This is a genomic window from Microbacterium sp. NPDC097977 (assembly GCF_040302605.1).
Classification (GTDB): Bacteria; Actinomycetota; Actinomycetes; order Actinomycetales; family Microbacteriaceae; genus Microbacterium.
Genome location: NZ_JBEOUR010000010.1, coordinates 44487 through 71223, shown reverse-complemented (window position 1 = coordinate 71223; position 26737 = coordinate 44487). Strand labels below are relative to the sequence as shown.

General features: G+C 68.9%; 31 protein-coding genes. 12 read left to right on the top strand and 19 right to left on the bottom strand.

The window, feature by feature from the left end; all coding sequences use genetic code 11:
* The 4 genes from ABTZ43_RS04480 to ABTZ43_RS04465 form a co-directional block, all read right to left on the bottom strand.
* The coding region (locus ABTZ43_RS04480) for a cytochrome c biogenesis ResB family protein (RefSeq protein WP_350537946.1) at positions 1-539 on the bottom strand (539 nt) is incomplete at its 3' end.
* A 37-nt stretch (positions 540-576) separates the two neighbouring features.
* Positions 577-1356 (bottom strand): cytochrome c biogenesis CcdA family protein, encoded by a 780-nt coding sequence (locus ABTZ43_RS04475; protein WP_149423720.1) that lies wholly within the window; start codon positions 1354-1356, stop codon positions 577-579.
* A 16-nt stretch (positions 1357-1372) separates the two neighbouring features.
* Positions 1373-2026, bottom strand: coding sequence for a TlpA family protein disulfide reductase (locus ABTZ43_RS04470; RefSeq protein ID WP_149423721.1), 654 nt, complete (start codon positions 2024-2026; stop codon positions 1373-1375).
* Between the two features lie 80 nt (positions 2027-2106).
* On the bottom strand, positions 2107-2511 hold the full coding sequence (locus ABTZ43_RS04465; protein ID WP_056412469.1) for a MerR family transcriptional regulator: 405 nt from the start codon (positions 2509-2511) through the stop codon (positions 2107-2109).
* 58 nt (positions 2512-2569) lie between these two features.
* On the opposite strand from ABTZ43_RS04465, the gene ABTZ43_RS04460 reads away from it, so the two are divergent.
* Positions 2570-3472, top strand: coding sequence for an NAD(P)/FAD-dependent oxidoreductase (locus ABTZ43_RS04460; RefSeq protein WP_350537945.1), 903 nt, complete (start codon positions 2570-2572; stop codon positions 3470-3472).
* A 37-nt stretch (positions 3473-3509) separates the two neighbouring features.
* On the opposite strand, the gene ABTZ43_RS04455 is transcribed toward ABTZ43_RS04460, so the two are convergent.
* Together ABTZ43_RS04455 and ABTZ43_RS04450 are read right to left on the bottom strand one after the other, a co-directional pair.
* The gene (locus tag ABTZ43_RS04455; protein ID WP_056412476.1) at positions 3510-4139 is read right to left on the bottom strand and encodes a histidine phosphatase family protein; all 630 of its coding nucleotides are present in this window, start codon (positions 4137-4139) and stop codon (positions 3510-3512) included.
* Between the two features lies 1 nt (position 4140).
* Positions 4141-4515, bottom strand: coding sequence for a DUF5684 domain-containing protein (locus tag ABTZ43_RS04450; RefSeq protein ID WP_253385563.1), 375 nt, complete (start codon positions 4513-4515; stop codon positions 4141-4143).
* Between the two features lie 137 nt (positions 4516-4652).
* Here ABTZ43_RS04450 and aspS point away from each other — a divergent pair, with 137 nt between their 5' ends.
* Complete coding sequence (gene aspS, locus ABTZ43_RS04445) at positions 4653-6434, top strand: aspartate--tRNA ligase (protein WP_350537944.1); 1782 nt, start codon at positions 4653-4655, stop codon at positions 6432-6434.
* Positions 6435-6513: 79 nt separating this feature from the next.
* On the opposite strand, the gene ABTZ43_RS04440 is transcribed toward aspS, so the two are convergent.
* On the bottom strand, positions 6514-7341 hold the full coding sequence (locus ABTZ43_RS04440) for a sulfite exporter TauE/SafE family protein (RefSeq protein ID WP_056412485.1): 828 nt from the start codon (positions 7339-7341) through the stop codon (positions 6514-6516).
* 25 nt (positions 7342-7366) lie between these two features.
* On the opposite strand from ABTZ43_RS04440, the gene ABTZ43_RS04435 reads away from it, so the two are divergent.
* From ABTZ43_RS04435 to ABTZ43_RS04415, 5 genes are all read left to right on the top strand, one after another.
* Positions 7367-7882 carry a GNAT family N-acetyltransferase gene (locus ABTZ43_RS04435; RefSeq protein ID WP_350537943.1) on the top strand — a complete coding sequence of 172 codons (516 nt, stop codon included), beginning with the start codon at positions 7367-7369 and terminating at the stop codon, positions 7880-7882.
* A 131-nt stretch (positions 7883-8013) separates the two neighbouring features.
* A complete protein-coding gene (locus ABTZ43_RS04430; protein ID WP_350537942.1) occupies positions 8014-9159 on the top strand; it encodes an ABC transporter substrate-binding protein in 1146 nt (381 codons plus the stop codon).
* A complete protein-coding gene (locus tag ABTZ43_RS04425; protein ID WP_350537941.1) occupies positions 9156-10106 on the top strand; it encodes an ABC transporter permease in 951 nt (316 codons plus the stop codon). The genes ABTZ43_RS04430 and ABTZ43_RS04425 overlap by 4 nt, the downstream gene beginning before the upstream one ends.
* Positions 10103-10897 (top strand): ABC transporter permease, encoded by a 795-nt coding sequence (locus ABTZ43_RS04420; protein WP_350537940.1) that lies wholly within the window; start codon positions 10103-10105, stop codon positions 10895-10897. The genes ABTZ43_RS04425 and ABTZ43_RS04420 overlap by 4 nt, the downstream gene beginning before the upstream one ends.
* Entirely contained in the window at positions 10894-11973 is a 1080-nt protein-coding gene (locus ABTZ43_RS04415) for an ABC transporter ATP-binding protein (RefSeq protein WP_149423727.1), read from the top strand. Before ABTZ43_RS04420 ends, ABTZ43_RS04415 begins: the two co-directional genes overlap by 4 nt.
* 119 nt (positions 11974-12092) lie before the next feature.
* Here the strand turns inward: ABTZ43_RS04415 and ABTZ43_RS04410 are convergent, their stop codons facing one another.
* The 3 genes from ABTZ43_RS04410 to ABTZ43_RS04400 are packed head-to-tail and all read right to left on the bottom strand — an operon-like array spanning position 12093 to position 14492.
* On the bottom strand, positions 12093-12848 hold the full coding sequence (locus ABTZ43_RS04410) for an amino acid ABC transporter ATP-binding protein (RefSeq protein WP_045254736.1): 756 nt from the start codon (positions 12846-12848) through the stop codon (positions 12093-12095).
* On the bottom strand, positions 12845-13642 hold the full coding sequence (locus ABTZ43_RS04405) for an amino acid ABC transporter permease (protein WP_045254737.1): 798 nt from the start codon (positions 13640-13642) through the stop codon (positions 12845-12847). Before ABTZ43_RS04405 ends, ABTZ43_RS04410 begins: the two co-directional genes overlap by 4 nt.
* A 34-nt stretch (positions 13643-13676) precedes the next feature.
* Positions 13677-14492 (bottom strand): transporter substrate-binding domain-containing protein, encoded by an 816-nt coding sequence (locus tag ABTZ43_RS04400; RefSeq protein ID WP_149423729.1) that lies wholly within the window; start codon positions 14490-14492, stop codon positions 13677-13679.
* Between the two features lie 263 nt (positions 14493-14755).
* Here ABTZ43_RS04400 and ABTZ43_RS04395 point away from each other — a divergent pair, with 263 nt between their 5' ends.
* From ABTZ43_RS04395 to ABTZ43_RS04385, 3 genes are read left to right on the top strand one after another with little or no spacing between them, the layout of a single operon-like run.
* Complete coding sequence (locus ABTZ43_RS04395) at positions 14756-15319, top strand: hypothetical protein (RefSeq protein ID WP_350537939.1); 564 nt, start codon at positions 14756-14758, stop codon at positions 15317-15319.
* On the top strand, positions 15309-19238 hold the full coding sequence (locus ABTZ43_RS04390) for a Pls/PosA family non-ribosomal peptide synthetase (protein WP_350537938.1): 3930 nt from the start codon (positions 15309-15311) through the stop codon (positions 19236-19238). The genes ABTZ43_RS04395 and ABTZ43_RS04390 overlap by 11 nt, the downstream gene beginning before the upstream one ends.
* Positions 19235-20524: a M1 family metallopeptidase gene (locus ABTZ43_RS04385; RefSeq protein WP_350537937.1), complete on the top strand. Its 1290-nt coding sequence runs from the start codon at positions 19235-19237 to the stop codon at positions 20522-20524. Before ABTZ43_RS04390 ends, ABTZ43_RS04385 begins: the two co-directional genes overlap by 4 nt.
* 16 nt (positions 20525-20540) lie before the next feature.
* Here ABTZ43_RS04385 and ABTZ43_RS04380 read toward each other — a convergent pair whose 3' ends face one another.
* The 7 genes from ABTZ43_RS04380 to ABTZ43_RS04350 form a co-directional block, all read right to left on the bottom strand.
* Positions 20541-21170, bottom strand: a complete 630-nt coding sequence (locus tag ABTZ43_RS04380) for a 4'-phosphopantetheinyl transferase family protein (RefSeq protein ID WP_350537936.1) — start codon at positions 21168-21170, stop codon at positions 20541-20543.
* A 45-nt stretch (positions 21171-21215) separates the two neighbouring features.
* The gene (locus ABTZ43_RS04375; RefSeq protein ID WP_253385555.1) at positions 21216-21515 is read right to left on the bottom strand and encodes a Dabb family protein; all 300 of its coding nucleotides are present in this window, start codon (positions 21513-21515) and stop codon (positions 21216-21218) included.
* Positions 21512-21802, bottom strand: coding sequence for a glutaredoxin family protein (locus tag ABTZ43_RS04370; RefSeq protein WP_253385554.1), 291 nt, complete (start codon positions 21800-21802; stop codon positions 21512-21514). Before ABTZ43_RS04370 ends, ABTZ43_RS04375 begins: the two co-directional genes overlap by 4 nt.
* Positions 21799-22101, bottom strand: coding sequence for a rhodanese-like domain-containing protein (locus ABTZ43_RS04365; RefSeq protein WP_056412525.1), 303 nt, complete (start codon positions 22099-22101; stop codon positions 21799-21801). Before ABTZ43_RS04365 ends, ABTZ43_RS04370 begins: the two co-directional genes overlap by 4 nt.
* 81 nt (positions 22102-22182) lie before the next feature.
* Entirely contained in the window at positions 22183-22281 is a 99-nt protein-coding gene (locus tag ABTZ43_RS04360; protein WP_003792170.1) for a 30S ribosomal protein bS22, read from the bottom strand.
* 168 nt (positions 22282-22449) lie between these two features.
* Positions 22450-22641, bottom strand: a complete 192-nt coding sequence (locus tag ABTZ43_RS04355; protein ID WP_042538977.1) for a helix-turn-helix domain-containing protein — start codon at positions 22639-22641, stop codon at positions 22450-22452.
* 305 nt (positions 22642-22946) lie between these two features.
* Positions 22947-23363: an ArsR/SmtB family transcription factor gene (locus ABTZ43_RS04350; protein WP_056412530.1), complete on the bottom strand. Its 417-nt coding sequence runs from the start codon at positions 23361-23363 to the stop codon at positions 22947-22949.
* Between the two features lie 101 nt (positions 23364-23464).
* Here ABTZ43_RS04350 and ABTZ43_RS04345 point away from each other — a divergent pair, with 101 nt between their 5' ends.
* Positions 23465-24895: a TrkH family potassium uptake protein gene (locus ABTZ43_RS04345; RefSeq protein WP_314095544.1), complete on the top strand. Its 1431-nt coding sequence runs from the start codon at positions 23465-23467 to the stop codon at positions 24893-24895.
* On the top strand, positions 24888-25559 hold the full coding sequence (locus ABTZ43_RS04340; RefSeq protein WP_045254746.1) for a potassium channel family protein: 672 nt from the start codon (positions 24888-24890) through the stop codon (positions 25557-25559). The genes ABTZ43_RS04345 and ABTZ43_RS04340 overlap by 8 nt, the downstream gene beginning before the upstream one ends.
* 36 nt (positions 25560-25595) lie before the next feature.
* Here ABTZ43_RS04340 and ABTZ43_RS04335 read toward each other — a convergent pair whose 3' ends face one another.
* Both ABTZ43_RS04335 and proC read right to left on the bottom strand, forming a co-directional pair.
* Positions 25596-25883, bottom strand: a complete 288-nt coding sequence (locus tag ABTZ43_RS04335) for a DUF1905 domain-containing protein (protein WP_350537935.1) — start codon at positions 25881-25883, stop codon at positions 25596-25598.
* A 1-nt stretch (position 25884) separates the two neighbouring features.
* The gene (proC, locus tag ABTZ43_RS04330; protein ID WP_350537934.1) at positions 25885-26724 is read right to left on the bottom strand and encodes a pyrroline-5-carboxylate reductase; all 840 of its coding nucleotides are present in this window, start codon (positions 26722-26724) and stop codon (positions 25885-25887) included.
* Positions 26725-26737 lie beyond the last annotated feature (13 nt).

Below are 26737 nucleotides of genomic sequence, written 5' to 3'. Positions count from 1 at the left end.
CGCTCGACCCGGTAGCCGAGAGCTCTGAGCTGCTTCTGGGCGATGTCGATCGACGCGGAGGCATCGGTCGCGGCATCCGTCGAGGTGCGCTCGACCGCACGGAAGTCGGCGAGCCGCTGCAGGCGGGCGGGGGTGCGCGGCGGCCGGGCCTGCAGCGCCTTGGCATGGTGCCTGATGCGCGGGATCACGCAGCCCACGAGCGAGGCGAACAGCAGCAGGTAGATGGCCGAGAACCACGGCGACAGGTAGACGTCGAACAGCTTCAGGCCGTCGAGGATCGGGAAGAGATCGGGGTTGTCGCGCTCCCATTGGGTGACGCCGTTGGGGTCGGCCATCCGCTGCGGGAAGATCGAGCCGGGAATGGCGGCGATGGCCAGGACGAGGAGCAGGATCAGCGCGGTGCGCATCGACGTCAGCTGACGCCATCCCCAGCGCAGCCAGCCCACCAGGCCGAGACGGGGCTGGGTGATCGACTCTTCGCCGTCGACGTGGTCGGACGGCCGGAGCGGATCGCTCGACCTCTCGGTTGTGCTGCTCACGGCATCCTTCCGATGCGTCTTCTTCCGGTCGTCCTGATCAGAGCGGGAGGATGACACTGTTCATCACCGCCGTCAGTCTCGACATGATGTCGGTCCAGAGCCCCGTGACCATCAGCAGTCCCAGGGCGATCAGCAGCGCGCCGCCGATCATGTTGACCACGCGGATGTGACGGCGCAGGAATCCGATCGCCTTCGTCGCCCAGCCGAAGCCGAGCGCGACCAGCAGGAACGGGATGCCGAGGCCGAGCGAGTAGGCGAGTCCCAGGGAGCCTGCGCGCACCGGGTCACCCGCGTTGAAGCTCAGCGCGAAGATCGCGGCCAGCGTGGGACCCATGCAGGGCGCCCACCCGACGCCGAGAGCGACGCCGAGCAGCGGCGCGCCGATCAGTCCCGCCTTCGAATCGACGTGGAACCGCACCTCGCGCTGGGCGAAGCCGAAGAGGCCGAGGAACACCAGTCCCATGAGGATGATGACCCCGCCGAGGATGCGCGTGATGAGCTCGCCCCACTGGATGAGGAACACATTGGCGATGCCGCCGAGCGCCGTCAACGAGACGAAGACGAGGCTGAAACCGAGGATGAAGAGCAGGACGCCGACGACCAGGCGTCCCCGCGCGGGGGCGTCGACGGTCGTGGTCGGCGAACCGTTCGCCGTGCCGGGTGCACGCCGGGGGGCCACAGCTCCCCCGAGGAATCCCAGATATCCGGGCACCAGCGGCAGCACGCAGGGCGAGAGGAACGACAGGAGTCCCGCGAGCATCGCCACGGGGATCGCGAGCCACAGGGCTCCCGATCCGATGATCGCTTCGGGGTTCACGCCGCTCCCGGGAGGATCACGAGTCCTCCGCGAGCGCGTCCTTGACGAGCGTCGAGAGGATCGACGTGCCGTCGATGGGCCCGATGATGCGCGCGGCGACCCTGCCCTGCTTGTCGAGCACGAGGGTCGTCGGCGTCGCCTGGATCGGCACGGATGCCGCGAACGCGAGCTTCGCCTCGGCGGTGTCGACATCGATCAGGCTCGGGTAGGTCACGCCGAACTCGGCGGAGAACGCCTTGGCCGTGTCGGCCTGGTCGCGGGTGTTGATGCCGAGGAAGGCGACGTCGTCGCCGCCCTGTTCCTGCCACACGTTCTCGAGGTCTTCGGCCTCGACGCGGCACGGGGCGCAGCCGGCGTACCAGAAGTTCACGACCGTGACCTTGCCCGCCAGCTCGGCGCTGTCGAAGTCCTCGCCGTCTTCCGTCACGCCGCCGAACGCTGTGACGGGCTCACCGCGTTCCGCGACGGGGATCTCGACGATCGCGCCGTCGGCGGCCACGTATCCGGGGTTGTCTCCACTGAGGAACGAGTCGTTCACGGGATCGGGAGCGCATGCGCTCAGACCGATGGCGAGCACCGCGGCGAGCGCGACACCGACCGACCGGCGGACGGGCCGGATGCGGGAGGGGCGGCCGCTGCGGATCGGAGGAACCGTCGAGGCGAGTGGCACGATTCCCAGTTTACGCAGGGGTTCCTATGCATGGGCCGGGCGCCCGTGCGGGCCCGGCGCGAGTCGGGATCACGCCCCTGTCAGAAGCGTGCCAGCACGTCCTCGACGCCGGCGCGGAAGCGCGGACAGCTCGTGATGTCGTGCGCCCGGCAGTTCATCGCATGCTCGGTGATCTCCCGCGAGCGCCGCATCTCCTCCATCCGGCGGTCCAGGTCGTCGAGGTGTCGCTGCAGCACCTCGTGCCGACCCCGGGCGCTGTCGTCGAGCAGCACCGCGATCTGATCGAGGGTCATGCCCGCAGCCTTGCTGCGCTGGATCACGGCGACCTGCACGACCTCGTCTTCCCCGTACCGCCGCCGGCCCGCGGCGTCGCGCGCGGGCCGCAGAAGGCCGACCGACTCCCAATGCCTGAGCACGTTGGTCGGCAGATCGAACCGCGCGGCGACCTCGCCGACAGACCAGGGATTCTGCGCGCTTGACTTCATGTTGACATGAAGTCACAGACTGAGCTCGAAAGCAAGCGAGCCCTTCGGAAGGACCCACATGTACGACGCGATCGTCATCGGCGCAGGACCCGCCGGCCTGCAGGCGGCACTCACACTCGGACGGATGCATCGGTCGACGCTGCTGCTGGACTCGGGCGAGTACCGCAACGGCACCGTGCAGCACATGCACAACGTGATCACGAACGACGGCGCGGCTCCCGCGGACTTCCGCGCCACCGCCAGGAAGGAACTGGCCGCCTACGCGGATGTCGAGATCCGCGAGGTCGGGGCGCAGAACGTGACCGGCGCCGACGGGGACTTCACTATCGTCCTCACCGACGGCGACAGCGTCGAGGCCCGACGCGTCATCCTCGCGACGGGAGTCGCCGACGACCTCCCCGCCGTCCCCGGCCTGCAGCAGCTGTGGGGACTGAAGGCCTTCGCCTGCCCGTTCTGCGACGGGCACGAGCACGCCGGCCGCCCGATCGGCATCCTCGGCCCTGTCGCGCGTGCCGAGCACCTGATCGGACTGCTCGGTCGCATCGTCGGGGACATCACGGTCTACCCGATCGACGAGCGCTTCACCGCAGAGGAGGCGCAGCTGCTCGAACGACTCGGCGCGAGGGCGAGCACGGAGCCGGTGGCCGCCGTCGCCGTGCACGGCGACGGCGTGCGCATCTCGACGGAGTCCGGTGGCGCGCAGACGGTGGCAGGCGTCTTCGTGGCATCCGGAACACTCCGCCAGCGCGCGCCGTTCGCCGATGACCTCGCCCTGGGAATGCTGCCGTCGGGGTCGATCGAGATCGACGACTTCGGTCGCACCTCGCTGCCGGGGATCTTCGCCGCGGGAGACCTCGCGCACCGGGCCTCGCTGCCGGGGCCGCTGGCCTCGGTGCTGCTGGCGGCTGCCGCGGGTCAGATCGCGGCGATCGGCGTCGTCCAGTCGCTCATGGCACACTGACCTGCACCCGCGCCGCCTGGCCGACGAGAGGGCGCGGTCAGACCGCCCCGACGTCGATCGCGCCGCCGGTCGCGGCGGGCTCCGCGTAGGCGACCTCGCGCCACACATCGCCGACGAGCTCGAACGAGGTGACGCTCGAGAGCGCGCAGCGCCGGGTGCGCGGGTCGTGCTGCAACGGCAGACCCGCCACCCGGAGGTGTGTGATCCAGATCGGCGCCTGGTGCGACACCATCACCAGATCTCCACCGTCGACCGACCTCCATGCCTCGGCCATCAGACCCAGCATGCGCTCGGCGATCGAGGTGTACGGCTCACCCCAGCTCGGCAGCGACGGCTGACGCAGGTGCCACCAGTTGAGCGGGTTCATCAGCGAGCGCTTCATCTGCGTGCCCTCGAACACGTTCGTGGGCTCGATCAGACGGATGTCGATCTCGGGGACCAGATCGAATCGTGCGGCGAACGGTTCGGCGGATTCCTGCGCCCGCTCCAGCGGGGAGGCGTAGAGCGTCGTCACCTCCCGGCCGAGGCCGGCGACGTGGTCGGCTGCCGCCTGCGCCATCGTCCGACCGGCCGTGCTCAGGTGGTAATCGGGCAGCCGCCCATAGAGGACGCGCTTCGGGTTGTGCACCTCTCCGTGGCGGACGAGGTGCAGTCGCGACGCCACCATGTCAGACCTGTCGGTAGCGGGATTCGCCGAAGCCGAGGATCAGATATCCGATGTACGGGAAGACGAACAGGAGGAAGAACGAGAACAGCCCGCCCTTGCCGAAGCGCTCCCCCATCCGGATCGCGACGAAGATGCCGAAGACGAATCCCACGATCGGGATCAGGTAGAGCAGTGCGAGCCATCCCGACATCCCGGCGATCTTCACGAGGAAGATGACGTTCACGAAGGGGATGAGCGCGAGGATGCCGGGGTATCCGGCCTTCGTGAAGACCTTCCAGAGGCCGATCACCACCAGGATGTAGAAGGCCAGGACGATCAGCCCCGAGGTTCCCGAGAAGATCGATGCGTACAGGTCGGAGATTCCGTTGGAGTCCATGGGTGCCTTTCCGTCGTGGCGATCCTACTGACCGATATGCCGCCGCACGGGGAGGCGGGACACCCGCGCCCGAGCCCCCGCACCCGCCCACGTAGACTGGGCGGGTTCATCATCTCCCAGAACAGAAGGAATCCTCCGTGCTTCGCACCCACTCGGCAGGCTCACTGCGAGCCGAGCATATCGGTCAGACCGTCACCCTCTCGGGTTGGGTCGATCGCCGTCGTGATCACGGAGGAGTCGCGTTCATCGATCTGCGGGATGCATCGGGCATCGCCCAGGTCGTCATCCGCGACGAGGAGATCGCGCACCCGCTGCGCAACGAGTTCGTGCTCAAGGTCACCGGCGAGGTGTCGCGCCGCCCCGACGGCAACGCGAACCCGAACCTGCCGACCGGCGAGATCGAGCTCATCGCGACCGACGTCGAGGTTCTGAACGAGTCGGCCCCCCTGCCGTTCCAGGTGTCCACGGCTGTGGCGGACACCGAGACGGTGGGTGAAGAGGCGCGCCTCAAGTACCGCTACCTCGACCTGCGTCGCCCCGCCGCGGCATCCGCTCTGCGTCTGCGCTCGAACGTCTACAAGGCCGTGCGCGATGTGCTGCACGGCGAGGACTTCACCGAGGTCGAGACGCCGACCCTCACCCGCTCGACCCCCGAGGGCGCTCGCGACTTCGTCGTGCCCGCGCGCCTGCACCCGGGCAGCTGGTACGCGCTCCCGCAGTCGCCGCAGCTGTTCAAGCAGCTGCTCATGGTGGGCGGCGTCGAGAAGTACTACCAGATCGCCCGCTGCTACCGCGACGAGGACTTCCGCGCCGACCGCCAGCCGGAGTTCACGCAGCTCGACATCGAGATGAGCTTCGTCGACCAGGAAGACGTCATCACCCTGATGGAGTCGCTCATCCAGGCGATGTGGAAGACGATCGGCGTCGAGGTGCAGACCCCGCTGCCACGCATGACCTACGCCGACGCGATGGCCAAGTACGGCTCCGACAAGCCCGACCTGCGCTTCGGACTCGAGCTGGTCGAGGCCACCGAGTACTTCGCCGAGACGCCGTTCCGCGTCTTCCAGGCAGAGTACGTGGGCGCCGTGCGCATGCCCGGCGGTGCCTCGCAGCCCCGCAAGCAGCTCGACGCGTGGCAGGACTGGGCGAAGCAGCGTGGAGCCCGCGGCCTCGCCTACGTGCTCTTCAACGAGGACGGCTCGCTCGGCGGCCCCGCTGCGAAGAACCTGTCGGAGGCCGAGCAGGCCGGACTCGCCGAGTTCGTCGGCGCCTCCGCCGGTGACTGCGTCTTCTTCGCGGCGGGATCGACGAAGGAGAGCCGTGCGCTCCTCGGCGCCGCACGCGTCGAGATCGGCCGTCGCCTCGGCCTGCTGAGCCCCGACGAGTTCGCCTTCACGTGGGTCGTCGACGCGCCGATGTTCGAGCCGGCAGCCGATGCCGTCGCATCCGGAGACGTCGCCGTCGGCGCCGGAGCCTGGACGGCCGTGCACCACGCGTTCACCGGCCCCAAGCCGGAGTTCCAGGACACGTTCGACACCGACCCCGGGTCCGCTCTCGCCTACGCGTACGACATCGTCTGCAACGGCTCCGAGCTCGGCGGCGGATCGATCCGCATCCACCGCGAAGACGTGCAGAAGCGCGTGTTCGAGGTCATGGGCATCAGCGACGAGGTCGCGCAGGAGCAGTTCGGCTTCCTGCTCGACGCGTTCAAGTTCGGCGCTCCCCCGCACGGCGGGATCGCGCTCGGCATGGACCGCGTGCTGCAGCACCTGACGAAGACCGAGTCGATCCGCGACGTCATCGCGTTCCCGAAGTCCGGCAACGGCTTCGACCCGCTGACCGCCGCGCCGGCTCCGATCACGCCCGAGCAGCGCGCCGAGGCCGGCGTCGACTACGAGCCCGAGGACGACGAGGCCTGACCCTCGCACCAGGAGGCCCTCTTCCGCTCACGCGGGAGGGGGCCTCTTCGTTTGCGCCGCCGTGCCGCGGCACGCGACGTCAACGGAGGGCAGCGAGAGCGGGAGCGATGTTCTCGTTCCACACGTCGACGCCGAGCTTCGCGATGAGCACGACGACGACGGCGAGGAAGACGATGCGGATGAACCGCGCTCCCTTCGAGATCGCCATGCGGGATCCGAGGTAGCTGCCCGCGACGTTCGCGACGGCGAGGATGCCGCCGAGCAGCCACAGCACCGCACCGTGCGGGATGAACAGCAGCAGGGCACCGGCGTTCGTGGCGAGGTTCACGATCTTCGCCTTGGCGCTCGCCTGCAGGAAGTCGTAGCCGAGCAGCGCGACGAGCGAGATCACTAGGAACGTCCCGGTTCCGGGGCCGATGAGCCCGTCGTAGAAGCCGATCACGAGCCCCGACAGTCCGGCCATGATGTGATGCCTGTGGCCGCTGAAGCGCAACATCGTGGCGGCCCCCATCTGCGGCCGGAAGGCGGTGAACAGCGCAACGGCGAGCAGCGCCACGACGATGATCGGCTTGAAGGCCGCAGCCGGCAGCACGGTGGCGACGGCCGCTCCCCCGAACGACCCGACGAGGGCGATCACCGCCATCGGCAGAGCGGTGCGGATGTCGGGCTTCGCACGTCGGTAGTACGTCACGCTGCTGGTCGCGGTGCCGAAGACGGAGGCGAGCTTGTTGGTGGCGAGCGCCTGGATCGGCGACATGCCGGGGATCAGCAGCAGCGCGGGCAGCTGCAGGAGTCCTCCGCCACCCACGACCGCGTCGATCCACCCCGCGGCGAATGCCGCGACGATCACGAGGATCAGCGTGCCCCAGGTGAGCTGCTCGAGCCCGAGCACACTGCCGATGTCCATCGGTCCAGGATGTCAGACTGAGAGCATGCTCGACGCTCTCGCCCTGCCCTTCCCCATCGATTCCCGAGCGGGCGCCGCGACCCTGCGCAGAGCCGTCGTCGACGACGCGGATGCCGTGATCGCCCTGCTCTCGGACGACCCGATCAGCGCGTCGCGCGGTGACGTCGCATCCGTCGAGGACCGCCCCGCCTACGCATCGGCTCTCGAGGAGATCCTCGCCGACCCGTCGAACGATCTGCTCGTGGTCGAGCTCGACGGAGCCGTCGTCGGCACCCTGCAGCTCACCTCGATCCCCGGCATGGCGCGACGCGGTGCGAGACGTCTGCTCGTCGAGGCCGTGCGCGTGCGCAGCGATCTGCGCTCGTCGGGCATCGGCTCCGCCGTCATGCGCTGGATCTCCGACGATGCGGCACCGGCCCTGGGCTCGGCGATGGTGCAGCTCACCTCGGACGCCGCCCGCACCGACGCGCACCGGTTCTACGAGCGACTGGGATACGTGGGCTCGCACGTCGGGTTCAAGTACCAGGTTCCCCGCGCCTGAGGCCCGCTCCCACCCGCCACACCCCGGCCACCTCCCGTTCACCGGCCCAGGTCCGATCGGCAACCCGCGGCTCATAGTGTCCTCTCGCAACCCGAATCCGGCGCACAACGCCGGGCACCGAGAGGATCCTGATGACCAACTTCCACCGCCGCGCGCGCATCGGCGCGGGCATCGCCCTGTTCACCGCCGCTGCGCTCGGCCTCACCGCCTGCGCCACAGGGGCGGAGACCCCCGCCGCAGCCGGCGAGGGCGATGCCGTCGACGCCGCCGCCGCGACCTCGGTCGACGACTTCGGCTCGTTCGCCGACCTCGAGGCCGCCGCGAAGGCCGAGGGCCAGCTCAACGTCATCGCGCTTCCGCGGGACTGGGCGAACTACGGCGAGATCATCGATCTCTTCACCGAGAAGTACCCGGAGATCACCGTCAACGAGGCCTCGCCCGACGTCTCGAGCGCCGAGGAGATCCAGGCGGCGAAGACGAACGAGGGCCTGGACACCGCGCCCGACGTGTTCGACCTCGGCCTGACGGTCGCGCTGCAGAACACCGATGTGTTCGCGCCGTACCAGGTGCAGACGTGGGACGAGATCCCGGATGAGCTCAAGGAGCCGACCGGCCTGTTCGTCGGCGACTACGGCGGGTACATGTCGATCGGCTACGACTCGTCGAAGTTCGACGCCCCGAAGACCCTCGACGACCTGAAGGACGCCGCCTACAAGGGTGCGGTCGCCATCAACGGCGACCCGACGCAGGCAGGCGCGGCGTTCGCGGCTGTGGGTCTCGCGACCGTGCAGTCCGATGGCACGCTCGACGACTTCCAGCCCGGCATCGACTTCTTCGCCGACCTGCAGAAGGCGGGCAACCTGCTCAAGGTCGACGTCACCACGGCGACCGTCGCGAGCGGCGAGACGCCGGTCGTCTTCGACTGGGACTACCTGAACGCCGCACACGCGGCAGACAACAAGAACTGGAAGGTCGTCGTCCTCGACGGCACCGGATACGCGGGCTACTACAACCAGGCGATCAACAAGGATGCCCCGAACCCGGCAGCCGCACGCCTGTGGCAGGAGTTCCTCTACAGCGACGAGGTGCAGAACCTGTGGCTCAAGGGCGGCGCCCGTCCCGCGCGCATGGAGGCCATGACCGAGGCCGGCACGATCGACGCCGACCTGGCCGCGGCCCTGCCCGAGGTCCCGAGCGAGACGGTCGTGCCGACCGAGGAGCAGTCGACGAACGCCGGCACGCTGCTCGGCGAGAAGTGGGCAGCGGCCGTCCAGTGACCACGGCCACCACGACGGGGGCGGATGCCGCGGCATCCGCCCCCGTCACCCCCACCGCTCACAGCGCAGAGCCCGCGTCGACCGCGCGGGCCCTGCGCTGGGGGCCGTCCGCCGCCTGGTTGGGGCTCGTGCCCTTCGCCGCGTATGTGTTGCTGTTCCTCGCCGTGCCGACCGTTCTGGCCATCGGCTCGGGGTTCTTCACGAAGGACGGCGCCTTCACCCTCAGCAACGTCTCGGCTCTGGTCGATCCCGTCGTGCTCACCACCTTCGCGAACTCCGCCGGGCTGTCGCTGCTGACCGCCGTGGTCGGCGCGATCGTCGGGGCCCTCGTCTGCTATGCCCTCCTCGGCATGAACCCCGAGGGCGTCGTCCGCTCGACGGTGGATGCCGTTGCGGGTGTGCTCGCCCAGTTCGGCGGCGTCATGCTCGCGTTCGCCTTCATCGCCACGATCGGCATCCAGGGCGTGCTGAAGCTGTTCCTGCAGGACACGTTCGGCATCGACATCTTCGCGAACGGCACCTGGCTCTACGAGCTGCCCGGCCTGATCCTGCCGTACATCTACTTCCAGATCCCGCTCATGGTGATCACGTTCATGCCCGCCCTCGCCGCGCTCAAGCCGCAGTGGGCAGAGGCGAACCTCACGCTGGGCGGCACCCGCTCCAGCTTCTGGCTGCGCATCGGCGCCCCGGTGCTCGCCCCGTCGTTCCTGGCCAGTCTGCTGCTGCTGTTCGCCAACGCGTTCTCGTCGTACGCGACCGCCGCCGCCCTCGCCAGCCAGGGTTCGCAGATCGTGCCGTTGCAGATCCGCGCGGCGCTGACGAGTGAGACCGTGCTGGGTCGAGAGAACCTCGCCGGGGCTCTCGCGCTCGGCATGATCATCATCGTCGGAGTCGTCATGGCCCTCTACTCACTCATCCAGCGCCGCGCAGCGAGGTGGCAGTCGTGAACCGCCTCGCTCCCTCCCCCGTGACCCGGTGGATCATCGGCATCCTCGTCGGAGCCTTCTTCGCGATCCCGCTGATCTCGACCTTTCTCTACACGCTGCGCCAGACCGACGGCAGCCTCGGCCTCGAACGCTGGGCTGCGGTGTTCGATCCGGCGAAATCCGCGGCGATCCGGCCGATCTGGATGGGTCTGGGCAACTCGCTCGTCCTCGCCCTCGTCACGGTGGCGATCGTTCTCCTGCTGCTCGCGCCGACCATGATCCTGGTCAATCTGCGCTTCGGCAGGCTCCGCCCCGCCTTCGAGTTCACCGTGCTGCTGCCGATCTCCATCCCCGCGATCGTGCTGGTCGTCGGTCTCGCGCCGATCTACCTGCAGATCGGCCGTTCGCTCGGCACCGGCACGTGGACGCTCGCGTTCGCGTACGGCATCACCGTGCTGCCGTTCGCTTACCGCTCAATCCAAGCGTCGATCGACGCCGCCGATCTGCGCACGCTCGCCGAGGCCGCCCGCTCTCTCGGGGCGAGCTGGCCGACCGTCGTGCTGAGAGTTTTGGCGCCGAATCTGCGTCAGGGGCTGCTCGCGGCATCCCTCATCTCGATCGCCGTGGTGCTCGGTGAGTACACGATCGCCTCGCTCCTCAACCGTCAGGTGTTCCAGACGGCCATGGTCATCGTTCGCAACCAAGACGGCTACGCTCCCGCGATCTTCACGCTGCTGGCTCTGCTGTTCGTCTTCCTGCTCCTGCTCCTCATCGGCCGCGTCGCTCGCGGCACCCGAAAGGCCCAGTCATGACCCTCCCCGAGACCGCCGACAACATGCTGCTCGCCGAAGCCGGCGAGGGCACTCGCGTGCAGCTGCAGGGCATCGTGAAGAGCTACTCCGGCACCACCGTGCTGCACGGCGTCGACCTCGACATCGCGCCGGGCGAGTTCGTGTCGCTGCTCGGCCCGTCCGGGTGCGGAAAGACGACCCTCCTGCGCGTGCTGGCCGGGCTCGAGGGCCTCGACGGCGGCGCTGTGCTCCTCGGCGGAAGCGACGTGTCCCGCGTACCCACCAACAAGCGCGACATCGGCATGGTCTTCCAGTCGTACTCGCTCTTCCCGCATCTGCGAGTGGTCGAGAACACGGCCTTCGGGCTCCGCCGCCGCGGTGTCGGCAGAGCGGATGCCGCTGCGCGCGCGCTCGATGCCCTCGCCCTCGTCGGACTCGCCGACTTCGCCGATCGTTTCCCGCACCAGCTCTCCGGCGGGCAGCAGCAGCGCGTGGCGCTCGCCCGCGCGCTGGTGACGGAGCCCAAGGTGCTGCTTCTCGACGAGCCGCTGTCCGCCCTCGACGCGAAGGTGCGCGTGCAGCTGCGCGACGAGATCCGTCGGATCCAGCTGCGCCTCGGCATCACCACCGTCTTCGTCACCCACGACCAGGAGGAGGCGCTGGCGGTGTCGGATCGGATCGCGGTGATGAACGCGGGCACCATCGAGCAGATCGGCACCCCCGAGCAGCTGTACACGTCACCGTCGACAGCGGGAGTGGCCGCGTTCGTCGGTCTCTCGAGCGTCGTCTCCGGCGTCGCCGAAGGCGATCACGTCGTGGTGTGGGGACAGCGGCTGCCCCTGCGGGCGCCGGCCGACGGACCCGTCGATGTGTACCTTCGGCCCGAGAACGTGCACTTCGCCTCCGAAGCGGATGCCGCGACCGACGCGCTCGTGCAGGAGAGCACGTTCCTCGGCAGCATGCGCCGCACGCTCGTGCGCACCGAGTCGGGTGAGCTGGTGCGGCTGCAGCACGCACCCGGCATCCATCCGGCGTTCGGCGACCGTGTACGGATCGCGGTCGCCCCCGAGCCGGTCGCCGTGCATCCGCGGGGCTGAGTCGACTCTTCCAGGATCGGCGAGGCGCGACGCCCCACCCGACGCTCCCTACACAAGACCCCCTCCTGCACATCCGGCAGGAGGGGGTCATCGTAGGAAGCGGTCGTGCGACCGCGAACTCAGAGCACGCGAGCCAGGAAGTCCTGCGTGCGCGGATGCTGCGGGTTGGCGAGCACCTCACGCGGGTCACCCTCTTCGACGATGTGTCCGCCGTCCATGAAGATCAGGCGCGACCCCACCTCCCGGGCGAAGCCCATCTCGTGCGTGACGACGAGCATCGTCATCCCCTCGTCGGCGAGCGAGCGCATGACCTGCAGCACTTCGCCGACCAGCTCGGGATCGAGGGCCGACGTCGGCTCGTCGAACAGCATCATGTCGGGGTTCATGCACAACGCGCGGGCGATCGCGACCCGCTGCTGCTGGCCGCCCGACAGGTGACCGGGGAACGCATCCGCCTTCTCGGCGAGTCCGACACGCCCCAGCATCTCCTTCGCGATCTTCTCGGCCTCGGCCTTGGACCGCTTCTTCACGCGCTGCTGCGCGATCATGAGGTTGCCCATCACATCGAGGTGCGGGAACAGGTTGAAGCTCTGGAACACCATGCCGATGCGTGTGCGCACCCGGTCGATGTCGACGTCGGGGTCGGTGATGTCGATCCCCTCGATCAGCACCTTGCCGCCTGTCGGCTCTTCGAGCAGGTTCACCGAGCGCAGCAGCGTCGACTTGCCGGAGCCGGAGGGGCCGATGATGCAGACCACCTCGCCCGCGGTGACGGTGAGGTCGATGCCTTTGAGCACCTCGTTGTCGCCGAAGCTCTTGACGAGCCCCTGCAGGTCGATCGCCGGAGCGTGGACATCAATCAGATCGGTGATCATCGCTGCTTCGCCATCCGTCGTTCCAGGTACGCGCTGAAGCGCGTGAGGGGGATCGTCACGATCAGGTACAGGATCGCCGCCATGATCAGCGGCGTCGCGTTCGTGTTCTGCGTCGCGGCGTCACGGGCGAAGTTGGTGAGCTCCTTCGACCAGATGAACGTTCCCGCGACGAAGAGCAGCGATGTGTCCTTCAGCAGCAGCACGAACTCATTCGTGAGCGGCGGGATGATGATGCGGAATCCCTGCGGCACGATGATCCAGAACGTGGTCTTCATGGGAGACATGCCGAGCGAGCGCGCAGCCTCGGTCTGCCCCTTCGGGACCGCCTGGATGCCGGCGCGGATCGTCTCGGCCATGTACGCCGACGCCACGAGGATGAGGCCGACGAGACCGAGCACGACCGGGCCGCCGAGGTCACGCCCCGAGATGCCCAGTGCGATCGGCAGGATGAAGGCCACACCGAAGATCGTGAGGATCGCGGGAAGCCCGCGGAACAGCTCGATCCAGGCCGTGGCGATCCATCGGAACGGCCCGATGCTCGACAGCTTCAGCAGTGCGAGCACGACCCCCAGCAGGAGCCCGGCGACGAACGCGACAGCGGTGAACCACAGCGTGTTGACGAGTGCGGTCGTGATGATCCCGGGGAACATCTTCGCCGCGATCTCGGGGTTGAAGAACAGCGGCCCGATCTTCGCCCAGTCGGTGCTGACCGCCGCCCAGACGACGATCGCGATCAGCACCGCATAGACGGTGTACCGGTACAGCTTGCTCTTCGTGGTGCGCCTCAACGCCATTGTCAAGGTCTCCCTGCTCTACGTCGCTCGCCGGTTACTTCGCGGTGAAGTAGGTGTCGTAGATGGTCTTGTAGTCGCCGCTGTCGCGCAGATCCTGCAGCGCTCCGTCGATCGCCTCGCGCAGCTTGTCCTTCTCGCCCTTCGCGAACGCGAAGCCGTAGGACTCGCCCGTCTCGTACTCCTCGACGATCTTGTAGGCGTTGTCGGCCTTCTCGTGCTCGAGGTTCACCGGCTGGTCCTGCAGGATGGCGTCGATCTGACCCGCCTGCATCGCCGGCCACAGCTCTCCGTCCGAGGGGTACTGCACGAGTTCCGCGCCCGTGGCGTTCTCGGTCGCGTACGCCTCACCGGTCGTGCCCTGCTGCACGCCCACGTTCTTGCCCGACAGGTCGTCGATCGACTCGATGCCGGAGTCGGTGCGCACGAGCAGCGACTGCAGCGACTCGTAGTACGGCTCGGAGAAGTCGATGTTCGCCTTGCGCTCGTCGGTGATCGTCATCGCCGACGCCCCGACATCGCAGGTGCCGGCCGCGAGCGTGGTGCCGGACTGCAGCGCGTCGAAGCCGACGTCCTGCACCGACAGCTTGAGGTCGAGCTCCTTCGCGATCGCGTCGAGCAGGTCGATGTCGAAGCCCGTGTACCCGGTGCCGTTGTCGCCGCCCTCGAACTCGAAGGGCGCGTACGGGATGTCGGAGCAGACCGTGAGCGTGCCGGCCTCGACGAGGTCGTACTCGTCACCCGCCGCCGGCTCACCGGATCCGCCGCTTCCTGCGCCGCCCGCACAACCGGCAAGGGCGAGGGTGGCGGTCGCGGCGAGCGCGATCCCGGCGATGATGTTGCGACGCTGCATGTCAGCTCCTGAAAAGTGAGGGGTGTGTTGCTCACGGGCGGGTAGGAGAACATCTAAACACGCGCGCTCCTGCCGAGCCCGCCCCGGGCAGTGTTCTGCGGATCACATTTGTGTTGCAAGTGTGACCGAATATGACGGCCGTGTTACAGCTCGGATCGCGACGCCGATCGCGGTACCTGCAGCACACATTGTTCACCTTGCCTGAGTATCCTCTGTGCCGAACGCGTGAGCCTCTGTGCTCCGGATTCCGAGGAGACCCGATCATGGCCAAGAAGACCGCAGCCCGCCGCGACGCCGAGGCGGCCATCGATGCCGCCGCACGTGCCGCGAAAGACGCCAAGAAGCTGATCAAGAACCTGCCGGGAAAGTCGGCGAAGAAGCTCAAGCCTCTCGTCGAGGACGCGAAGGACGCCTCCAAGGTCTCGAAGAAGAAGGTCGCCGACCGGCCGAAGAAGGTCGCGAAGTCCGCCGTCGCCGCGACGGAGCGACTGCAGAAGGCGAGTGCGAAGCTGCACGCCGCTGCCGAGGCGAAGGCGGCGCCCGTGAAGAAGAGCGAGAAGACGAAAGCTCCCGACAAGAAGACGCCCGCGAAGAAGTCGACGACCGAGAAGAAGGCGGCTCCCGCGAAGAAGGCGGCGCCCGAGAAGAAGGCACCCGCCGCATCCGTCCCCGTGTCGCCGGCCCCGCAGACGCCGACCGAGAACGCCGCCGCGCACGACCTGAGCGCGCGGACAGTCGTCGAGCTCCGCGCGCTGGCGCGCGCTCAGGGCCGCATCGGATACTCGCGCCTGACCAAGGCCGCACTGCTCGATCTCCTTGCGCACTGACGTGCAGGAGGCGCTCGATCGCGGCGAATACGCACCGCTCCCCCGCACGCTGATCGACGTCCTGCGCGACACGACGGCGCGGTATCCCGATGCCTCCGCGGTCGAAGACGGCGACGGCGCGCTCAGCTATGCCGAGCTGCTCGCACGGGTGTGGCGCACGGCGGCCATGCTCCACGAGAACGGGGTGCGGCAGGGCGACCGAGTCGGCATCCGGATGACGTCGGGGCGCCGCGAGCTGTACATCGCGATCCTCGGCACGATGGCGGCCGGCGCCGCCTACGTTCCGGTCGACGCCGATGACCCGCAGGAGCGCGCGGACCTCGTGTTCCGGGAGGCGGGCATCGCCGGCACGATCACCGATGCGGGCTATCGCCCTGCCGAGGGCGTCGCATCCGCCGCGCTGTTCGACAGCGGGTCTCCGCACCCCAGCACCTCCGCGATCCCGGTCGTCGCCCCGCCGACCACCGAGGACGACGCCTGGATCATCTTCACCTCGGGTTCGACCGGGGTGCCCAAGGGTGTGGCGGTCTCTCATCGATCGGCCGCGGCCTTCGTCGACGCCGAGGCGCGCCTCTTCCTGCAGGAGGCACCGCTCGGGCCGGGCGACCGCGTACTGGCGGGGCTGTCGGTCGCGTTCGACGCGTCGTGCGAGGAGATGTGGCTGGCCTGGGGGCACGGCGCCTGCCTCGTGCCGGCGCCCCGGGCGCTCGTGCGCTCCGGCGAGGACCTCGGTCCCTGGCTGCTCGGCCACGGCATCACGGTCGTGTCGACGGTGCCGACCCTCGCGGCGCTCTGGCCGCAGGACGCGATCGAGAACGTGCGGCTGCTGATCTTCGGCGGCGAGGCGTGCCCTCCCGAGCTGGTGGCGCGGCTGGCCTCCGAAGGGCGCGAGGTGTGGAACACGTACGGGCCGACCGAGGCCACGGTCGTCGCCTGCGCGTCTCTCATGGACGGCATCGGACCGGTGCGCATCGGCCTGCCGCTCGACGGCTGGTCGCTGGCCGTCGTCGACGCCGAGGGGCATCGGGTCGCCGACGGCGAGGCGGGCGAGCTCATCATCGGGGGTGTCGGGCTGGCGCGCTATCTCGATCCCGCCAAGGATGCCGAGAAGTACGCGCCCATGCCGACGCTCGGTTGGGAGCGGGCCTACCGCTCCGGCGACGTGGTCCGCGTGGAGCCCGAGGGACTGATCTTCCAGGGCCGCGCCGACGACCAGGTCAAGATCGGCGGCCGCCGCATCGAGCTGGGCGAGGTCGAGACCGCACTCCAGGCCCTCACCTCGGTGTCCGCCGCCGCAGTGGTCGTGCAGAAGACCGATGCCGGCCTTCCTCTCCTCGTCGGCTACGTGGTCCCGGACGAGGGCTTCGACCGGCAGACCGCCCGCTCCGAGCTCGCCGCGCTGCTGCCCGCCCCGCTGATCCCGCTGCTCACGACCGTCGACGATCTGCCCGTGCGCACCTCGGGCAAGGTCGACCGTGCCGCACTTCCCTGGCCGCTCGAGTCCGGCGACGCGGGAGACTCCTCGCTGTCCGGCACGGCCGCGTGGCTCGCCGAGCAGTGGTTCGCCGTGCTCGGCATCCGCCCGGACGACGAGGACGCCGACTTCTTCCAGCTCGGCGGGGGCTCGCTCGCCGCCGCCCAGCTGGTGTCGCGCCTGCGCACTCGCGCCCCCGAGTTCACGATGACCGATGTCTACGACCTGCCGCGGTTGCGTCAGATGGCGGATGCCGTCGACGAGGATGCCGACGACGACGACACCGAGCAGCGGGTCTTCAGCCAGCCGGTTCCCACGCCGCGGCGGATGCAGTGGGTGCAGACGATCGCCGGTCTGCCGCTGTTCGTGTTCACCGGCATCCGCTGGCTGCTCTTCCTCCTCGCCGCGAGCTGGATCCTGCGGCTCTCGCCCGGATTCGAGTTCCTGCCCGATGTCCCCGTGTGGACCGTGATCGTCGGGCTGCTCGTGTTCGTGACCCCGCTGGGCAAGATGACGATCGCGGCGGTCGCAGCCCGACTGCTGCTCGCCGGACTGCGCCCCGGCGACTACCCGCGCGGCGGCGGGGTGCACCTGCGACTGTGGCTCGCCGAGCAGATCGCCCAACAGGTGGATCCGGTCGGGCTGGCCGGCGCTCCCTGGGTCGTCTACTACGCCCGAGCCCTCGGCGCCCGCATCCACCGGGATGTGGACCTGCACACGGTGCCCCCGATCACGGGGATGCTCGACATCGGTCCCGGCGCCTCGATCGAACCCGAGGTCGACCTCACCGGCTATTGGATCGACGGCGACACCGTGCGCATCGGCGGCATCCGCATCGGCGCCGACGCGACCATCGGCGCGCGCAGCACCCTCGCACCCGGCACGAAGATCGGTCGCGGCGCGGAGATCGCCCCGGGGTCGGCGGTGTTCGGGCGCGTGCGCGCGAAGCAGCGATGGGCGGGCTCCCCGGCGGCTCGGATCGGCGGCACCTCGTCGCCGTTCGCCCCCGACCGTCCGCCGACCCGGGTCCGGTGGCTGTGGGCGTACGCCGCGTCGTCGGCGCTTCTCGGCCTCCTCCCCGTCATCTCGCTGGCCGCCGGGGCCGGGATCCTGGTGCTCGGCATCCGAGGCTCCGACTCGCTGCTCGCGGCGGTCCCCGGCATCCTCGCGCTGCTGGTGCCCGCGGTGCTGGTGGCCGGTCTCGTGTTCGCCGGCCTGGTGCTGCTCTTCGTGCGCGTGCTCGGTCTCGGGCTCGCCGAGGGCGTGTACCCGGTGCGCTCGAGAGTCGCCTGGCAGGCATGGACGACCGAGCGCCTGCTCGATTCCGCCCGTACCTTCCTCTTCCCGCTGTACTCCAGCATCGTCACCCCGATCTGGCTGCGTGCACTGGGCGCCGACGTCGGTCGCGACGTCGAGGCGTCGACCGTGCTCCTCATCCCGACGCTCGCGACGATCGCCGACGGCGCGTTTCTCGCCGACGACACCATGGTGGCGACCTACGAGCTGCGGGGCGGGTGGATGCGGTTGCGCAGAGCGCGGATCGGCAAGCGCGCCTTCCTGGGCAACTCGGGCATGGCCGCAGGAGGCCACAACGTGCCGCGCGACGGCCTGGTCGCCGTGCTGTCGGTCGCTCCCCCCAAGGCCAAGGCCGGATCGTCCTGGCTGGGTTCGCCGGCGGCGCGCCTTCGTCGGGTGGTCAACGACTCCGACCTCGAGCGCACCTATCGGCCGCGCGCGAGTCTGCGCCTCGCCCGTGCGCTGTGGGAGTCGTGCCGCATCATCCCGGTGTTCGTGACCTGCGCGATCGGCCTCTCGGTGATGCTGGCTCTGGCCGCTGTCGTCGAGAACGGGGGCCTGGGCTGGGCCGTCGTCCTCTCGAGTGTCGTGATGCTCGCGGCCGGCGCCGTCGCCGCTCTCGTCACGACCATCGCCAAATGGCTCATCGTCGGGCCGATCCGCGCGGGAGAGCATCCGCTGTGGTCGAGCTTCGTGTGGCGCACGGAGGTGTCTGACACGTTCACCGAGATGGTCGCGGCCCCCTGGTTCGCCAACGCCGCCGCCGGCACGCCGGCCCTGGCGATCTGGCTGCGCTCGCTCGGCGCGAAGATCGGGCGGGGCGTGTGGACCGACAGCTACTGGCTGCCCGAACCCGACCTCGTGACGCTCGGCGACGGCGCGACGGTCAACCGCGGATGTGTGGTTCAGACGCATCTGTTCCATGATCGAGTGATGAGCATCGACGCAGTGACCCTCGAGAACGGTGCGACACTGGGTCCGCACAGCGTGATCCTGCCCGCGGCGACGATCGGGGCGGATGCCACGGTCGGCCCCGCCTCGCTCGTGATGCGGGGCGAGTTCGTGCCGGTCGGCAGCCGGTGGAGCGGCAATCCCATCGGCCCGTGGCGAGCGGTCAAGGTGCGCTCGTACCAGGCGACCGACGCATGACCGTCGACCCCTACACCCCGCACAGCGGCGATCGACGCTACGGGGTGCTGCACTACGACCTCGCGATCGACTACCGCGTCACGACCAATCGTCTGGTCGGCACGGCCACCGTCCGACTGCGGATGCAGGAGTCGGCCGCGCACATCTCCTTCGACCTGATCGGCCTCAAGGCCACGAAGGTGCGCGTGACCGGCGACCGCGCCGCATCCTTCCGTCAGGACGATCGGCGGCTGAAGGTGATCTTCGGCGCCGAGCGTGCCAGCGGCCGGGAGATCACCGTGTCGATCGACTACACCGGATCACCGGGGCCGCGGCGCACCCGATGGGGCCTGCTCGGCTGGGAGGAGCTCGAAGACGGCGTGATCGTCGCCTCGCAGCCGACCGGCGCGCCGACCTGGTTCCCGTGCAACGACATCCCCTCCGACAAGGCCACGTACCGACTCGTCTTCACCGCCGACCCCGAGTACACCGTCATCAGCGGGGGTGCCGCCACCCGGTCGACGCAGCGCGGTCGCACCCGCTGGACGTTCGAGCAGCCGGTACCGACGGCCACCTATCTGATGACGGTGCAGATCGGCCAATACGACGACGACAGGGTCGCTCTCGGGGACACACCGGGACGTCTGTTCCATCCGCGCTCTCTGGCCGCGCGCGTGCGAGCGGACTTCGCGGATCTCCCGGCGATGATGTCGGCGTTCGTCGGTGCCTTCGGCCCCTACCCGTACGAGTCGTACAAGGTGGTCGTCACCCCCGATGCCCTCGAGATCCCTCTCGAAGCCCAAGGCATGGCGATCTTCGGCGCGAACCACATCGACGGGAGGGGCGGCAGCGAGCGCCTGATCGCCCATGAGCTCGCGCACCAGTGGTTCGGCAACAGCGTGGGAGTCGCCCGCTGGCAGGACATCTGGCTCAACGAGGGGTACGCCTGCTATTCGGAGTGGCTGTGGTCGGAGGCGGGCGGCGGTGCGACGGCGCATGCGAACGCCGTGGAGCATCACGCCCGGCTCCGGGCACTCCCCCACGACCTCGTGCTCTCCGACCCGGGCGCGGACGACATGTTCGACGACCGCGTCTACAAGCGGGGTGCGCTCACCCTGCACGCTCTGCGCCTGACGGTCGGCGACGAGCTGTTCTTCGCCCTCACCCGCGAGTGGACGAGTCGGTTCGCCGGTCTCGCGGTGACGAGCGACGACTTCCTCGGGCTGGTGGACGAGCTCGCCGGCGGGCAGGCACGCGAGCTGGTCCGCTCGTGGATCGACGGGCGCGCACTGCCCGCACTCCCCTGAACCGGGCGAGCTCCCGTCAGCGAGGCGATCCGATGGCGAGGCTCAGCGCATGGCCGGTGGGACCGCCGAGCGTGACGACGTCGATCGGATCCCTGCGATGGGGAAGGACGGCCGACCACACCCCGGGTGCCGACGCATCCGATCGGACGCGCAGAGTCACCTCGGCGGGGTCGATCGCGAATCCGCGCCCATCGGCCTTCACCGCCGCCTCGATGCGCGTCCAGGCTGCGAGATCAGGAGCGTCCGAGGGAAAGAGCGGTGCGATCTCGGCGAGACGGCTCGCGTGGGTGAGGGGTTCGACGTCGACCCCCAGAGACACGGATGCCGGGCCCACCGCCACCGCGACGAGATCATCGCCGTGGCTCACGCTCAGCGAGGATCCCGCGGTGCGCGGCCTGCCGTGCGGCCCACCGCATCGTTCGCAGGTGCTGTCGAGCGCCACGACACGCTCCGCGTCGCCGCGACGGAGGAGGTCGCGGATCAGCGCTCTACCGGCGAGGAACCCCTGGCGCTGCGCACCACCGAGCTGGAGCAGGCGTTCGTGCTGGCCGCGCCCCATCGCGAGGACGTCGGTCGCATCGAATCCCTCGAGCCGTGACGGAGTCGTCCATGCCACGGTCACGCCCTGCCAGGCGAGCTCCCCCACGGTGCCTCCGCCTGCCTCTGCCGACGACGCCCCCGGGGCGCCGTCTCAGATCTCGATGTCGACGGCGGCCCGTGCGGCGACGACCGAGCGCACGTACGCGACGACCTCTTCGTGCGCGGGGTGCACCTGGTACTCCTCCAGCGCCGCGATCGAGTCGAAGTCCGCGACGAGCGTGACGTCCCAGTTGGTGTCGGGGTAAGCGACGTTCACCCCGGCGGAGATCGCGCGCAGCTGCGGCACCACGCCGTCGAGGGCGTTCAGACGGCGCGCGACATCGGCGGCCTGCTCCGCGCGGAGGTCGGAGTCTTCGGCCGCGAGCTTCCACGAGACGATGTGACGGATCATCGGAACTCCTTCTTCAGGGCGTCCTCGTTGACCGCGGCTTCGAGGGACTCCTTGAGGCGATCGGCGGAGAGACGCCAGTGCGCGTGCAGCTCTCCGTCGATCAGCACGACGGGGATCTTCTCCCACCACAGCTCGTAGAGGGCCGGGTCATCGGCGATCGACGCCTCGACGACCTCGATGCGCTCAGCCGCGGCGTCGGGAAGCTCGGCCACGACGGCATCGATGATCTCGGAGGCCACGTCGCACAGATGGCAATCGGGCTTGCCGATCAGGGTCAGCGTGGTCACGCCGAGGGCATCTCGATGTCGCGGCCCTGGGCGATCCACTCGCCGGTGCCGCCCTCGACGTTCGTGGCGTCGTATCCGCGGGACTCGAGCGCCTCGACGACACGCGCCGAACGGCCGCCGGCCTGGCAGATGACGTCGAACGACTCGGAGGGGAGCTCCTCGAGCCGGTTGCCGATCTCCGACATCGGGATGTTGACGGCGCCGGGAACGTGGCCCGCGGCGAATTCGTGCACCTCCCGCACGTCGATGAGCGGGGTGTTCGAGCGCTCTGCGAGCTCGGTGACGGTGATCGACTTCATGGCATGCTCCTGCGACGAGGGGGAAACCGGGGGTAGAGACACAAAGCGCCCGTCCGGAGACAGGCGCTCGTGTCTGGTCGCTTACTTCTTGTTGCGACGCTGGTGGCGAGTCTTACGAAGCAGCTTGCGGTGCTTCTTCTTCGCCATGCGCTTGCGGCGCTTCTTGATGACAGAACCCACGGAAACCTCACTAAGTCAGTGGCTGGGTGTCGTCGGTGACGGACACCCGGGTACGGGCACGGAAAAAATGCCTCGGATCAGTCTAGCAAACCGGGGCGCCTTCACTGTACGCGATGCGTCGTCGTCGATCGACGACGCACAGACGTGCTGCGGAGGGCCTCGATCCGATCAACCGACGTCGGCGATCGGCCGCTGCAGCGCATCGGCCACAGCGGATTCGGGGACGCGGAAGCTGCGACCGAAGCGGATGGCTGGCAGCTCACCCGCGTGCACCATCCGATAGACGGTCATCTTCGACACGCGCATGAGCTCGGCGACCTCGGCCACCGTCAGGAACCGGACATCAGGAACCTCGGGCATCCCACGTACCCCTTTCTGGATTTGTGCACACTCTATGGGTTATCTGGGACGCATGTAAACCCGTGTGGCCCGTGTGATCAATGAGGCCCGCGGCGGCCACCCATCGCCAGCGACCGTCCTCGTCTCAGCCCAGACATAGGATGTATGGCGGATCCGCCCAGTTTCGTCTGGGAACCTCTGATCACGACTCACGATGGCACCGTCAGAGTCGACGCGGGCTGGGGCCCGCGGCCTCGCCCCTGACGAAGAGCCCCCCGATTCGTCGGGGGCGATGTGCATTCCGCCGCAGGTCCGCGGCAGCGCTGTCAGCCGCCGAAGCGCTTGAGCGCCGAGTCGACCACGTGCTTGGCGGACGCGACCGCGCGGCCCACCACCTCGGCCGCGTGCGCGGCCCCGTCGGGGAGCGGCTGGCCGGGGTACTCGATGTCGGGCGCGTCGTTCCCGTACGCGTCCATGAGGAAGGGGACCAGCCAGTCGTCGACGGCCTCGAGGGGCTCGACGGCGAGGCTGTAGAAGCGGCGCTGGCCGTCTTCGCGGACGCTGACCAGCTCGGCTTCGCGCAGCACCTTCAGATGCTTCGAGACCGTGGGCTGGCTGATGCCCAGATCGGCGACGATATGGCTGACGCTGGTGCCGGCATCCCCTTCGGTCGTGCGACGCAGGAGAAGCTGGAGGATGTCGCGCCTCGTACCGTCTGCGATCACGTCGAAGATGTCCGTCATGTGATCAGGGTAGTCGTCCCCGGCACGGAGTACCATGACGAAGGCTCGGCGAACGACGTCGTGCTGCCACGCACCGCACGGAGAGAACGAAGGGGGACGCGATGTCGGGCATCGTTTCGGCGTCGTCGCCTCGACAGCGGCTCCAGAACGCCGCATCGTGGAGCAAGCACATCATCACGTCGTCGCCCTCGCGCTTCGCGATCGTGATCTTCGCGATGCTCATCCTCGTCTTCACCGTGCTGCTGTCGCTGCCGATCGCCTCCGCGACGCGCACGGTCACCCCGCTGGCGGACGCCCTGTTCACCGCCGTGTCGACGATCTGCGTCACGGGACTCGCGACGGTCGACATGGCGACCCACTGGTCTCCGTTCGGCCACGTGCTGATCTTCATCGGGGTGAACATCGGTGCGCTCGGCGTGCTGACGCTCGCCTCGCTGATGGGGATGCTGATCTCCAAGCGCCTCGGTCTGCGCGCGAAGCTCATGGCCGCCGGCGACACGAATCCGATGCGCGCACACGGCGGCGTCGTGAACGAGAGCCAGACCGTGCGACTCGGAGAGGTCGGTCAGCTGCTCATGACCGTCGCCCTCTCGGCCCTCATCATCGAAGGCGCCCTGGCGATCCTGCTCTACCCGGCGCTCGTCATGGCGGGCGTCGAGCCGATCGCCGCTCTGTGGGAGGCGCCGTACTTCGCCGCGATGGCGTTCACGAACACGGGCTTCGCCCCCAACGCGGGTGGCGTCGCGGTGTTCGCCGACGACTACCTCGTGCTCTCCCTGCTGATGGTCGGCGTGTTCCTCGGCAGCATCGGATTCCCCGTGATCTACACGCTCGCCAAGCACGTGTGGCACGTCAAGAAGTGGTCGCTGCACACCAAGCTCACGCTCGTCACCACCGTGCTGCTGTTCGTGCTGGGTGCCGTCGTCTTCCTCGTGCTCGAATACGCCAACCCGAAGACCTTCGGGTCGATGGACGCGGCCGACACGACCTTCCAGGCCTTCTTCCTGTCGGCGATGACGCGCTCCGGCGGCTTCAACGTCATCGAGATGGACGACTTGAACGGCTCGTCGCTGCTCGCGGCCTCGATGCTGATGTTCGTCGGCGGCGGCTCGGCATCCACCGCCGGCGGCATCAAGGTGACGACGCTCGCCGTGCTCGCCATCGCGGTCTGGTCGGAGGCGAAGGGTCGCCAGTCGGTCGAGGCGTTCGGCCGCCGCATCCCCAGCGACGTGCAGCGGGTCGCGCTCAGCGTCGTGGCGTGGGGCGCGACGATCGTGGCGCTGTCGACGATCATCATCTCCCAGATCACCAAGGCCGACATCAGCCATGTGCTCTTCGACGTGATCTCGGCCTTCGGCACCGTGGGACTCTCGACCGGGTTGACGGCAGAGCTGCCCGATTCCGCCTCGTACGTCCTCGCGACCACCATCTTCATGGGGCGCGTTGGTACAGTGACTCTCGCCGCGGCCGTCGCCGCGACATCGCGAACGCAGTACTACTCACTGCCCGTGGAAAGGCCGATCGTTGGTTGAAGTCCTCCGGGGGGACGCTCCCGTCCTCGTCATCGGTCTCGGTCGGTTCGGCGCCGCGTGCGCGGGCGAGCTCGACCGCCTCGACCGCGAGGTGCTCGCGATCGACGACAACCTCGAACTCGTGCAGAAGTGGTCGGACCGGGTCACCCACACGGTGCAGGCCGACGCCAAGAACATCGACGCCCTGCGCCAGATCGGCGCGCAGGACTTCCAGGTCGCGGTCGTCGCGGTCGGATCCTCGATCGAGGCATCGGTGCTGATCACCGCCAACCTCGTCGACCTCAAGGTGCCGCAGATCTGGGCGAAGGCCGTCTCGCAGTCGCATGGGAAGATCCTGGCCCGCGTGGGCGCGAACCACGTCATCTACCCCGAGCGCGAGGCCGGCGAACGTGTCGCCCACCTCGTCTCCGGCCGGATGCTCGACTTCATCCGCTTCGACGACGACTTCGTGCTGGCCAAGATGTACCCGCCGAAGTTCATCCGCGGCGTCGGCCTGAACGAGTCCGGCGTGCGCACCAAGTACAAGGTCACCGTGGTCGGCGTGAAGAGCCCGGGCAAGCCGTTCCGCTACGCCGAGGCGAACACCATCGTGACCAACCACGACCTCATCATCGTGTCGGGCACCAACAGCGACATCGAGCGCTTCGCGGCCCTCGACCGCTGAGCCGCTCCCCGGCGTCTCGGCGTCGGTCGTCGCCGGTCAGGCGTCGATGTCGAGCGTCAGGTCGACGATGTCATCGATCGTGACGCTCTCGCGGTCCTGCAGCAGCTTCTTGATCGGCACGATGTAGCCGCCGTCCTTCGGCCAGAGCGCGGTCGTCACCGTGGTGGCCCCGATCGTCACCGATGCGGGGATCATGCCCCACCCGTAGGTGACGGCGCTCGCCACCTCGCCGATCATCGCGCTCTCCTCCGGCGGCACGGTGACGAAGTGGAAGGGCGCGGGACCGCGCCAGAACCAGATCGCCCCCGAGAACCGCGCCCGCACGTCAGGCTCCGGCGGCGAGCTCTCGTGCGCGCGCGAGGGCCGCATCGGCCGCTGCGGCGAACGTACGGTCCAGGTGCGCGTCCTGCAGCACGGCGACCGCCCGCTCGGTGGTGCCCTTCGGGCTGGTGACCCGACGACGCAGCTCAGCCGGCTCCTCCCCCGAGGCATCGAGCAGCGCGGTGGCCCCGATGAACGTCTGCTCGGCCATCAGGCGGGCGTCGGCCTCGCTGAACCCCATGCCGACAGCGGCCTTCGTGAGCTCCTCGATCAGCAGGTAGACATAGGCGGGCCCCGAGCCCGAGATGGTCGAGAGCGCGTCGATCTGCGACTCGGGAACCTCGACGACCGCGCCCACGGTCTCGAAGAGGCGGTGCACGAGGGCGAGATCGTCTGCGGACGCCGCCGCCCCCGCGGCCAGACCAGTGACACCCTTGCCGACCGTCGAGGGGGTGTTCGGCATCGAGCGGATCACCCGCACCTCTGCGCCCAGGTTGTCGGCGAACGTCTGCAGGGTGACCCCGGCGGCGAGGCTCACGACGATCGCGTCGTCGGCCAGGTGCGATGCGATCTCCCGCAGCAGATCGGGCACCATGGCGGGCTTCACGCCGACCAGCACGATCCGGGCATCGGCGACCGCCTCGGCGTTGCCGTCGGCGGTCTCCGACAGCGCGATGCTCCTGACGCCGTCGAGATCGGCGAACGCCGCCGCCTTCTCGGGCGTGCGGTTCGTGGCGGTGATGCCACCGTCCACCGGAATGCCGGAGGCCACCACGCCGCGGAGGATCGCACCTCCCATCGAACCGGCACCGACGAACGCGAGGGAGGGAAGGGAGTCAGCCATGTCGTCATCCTAC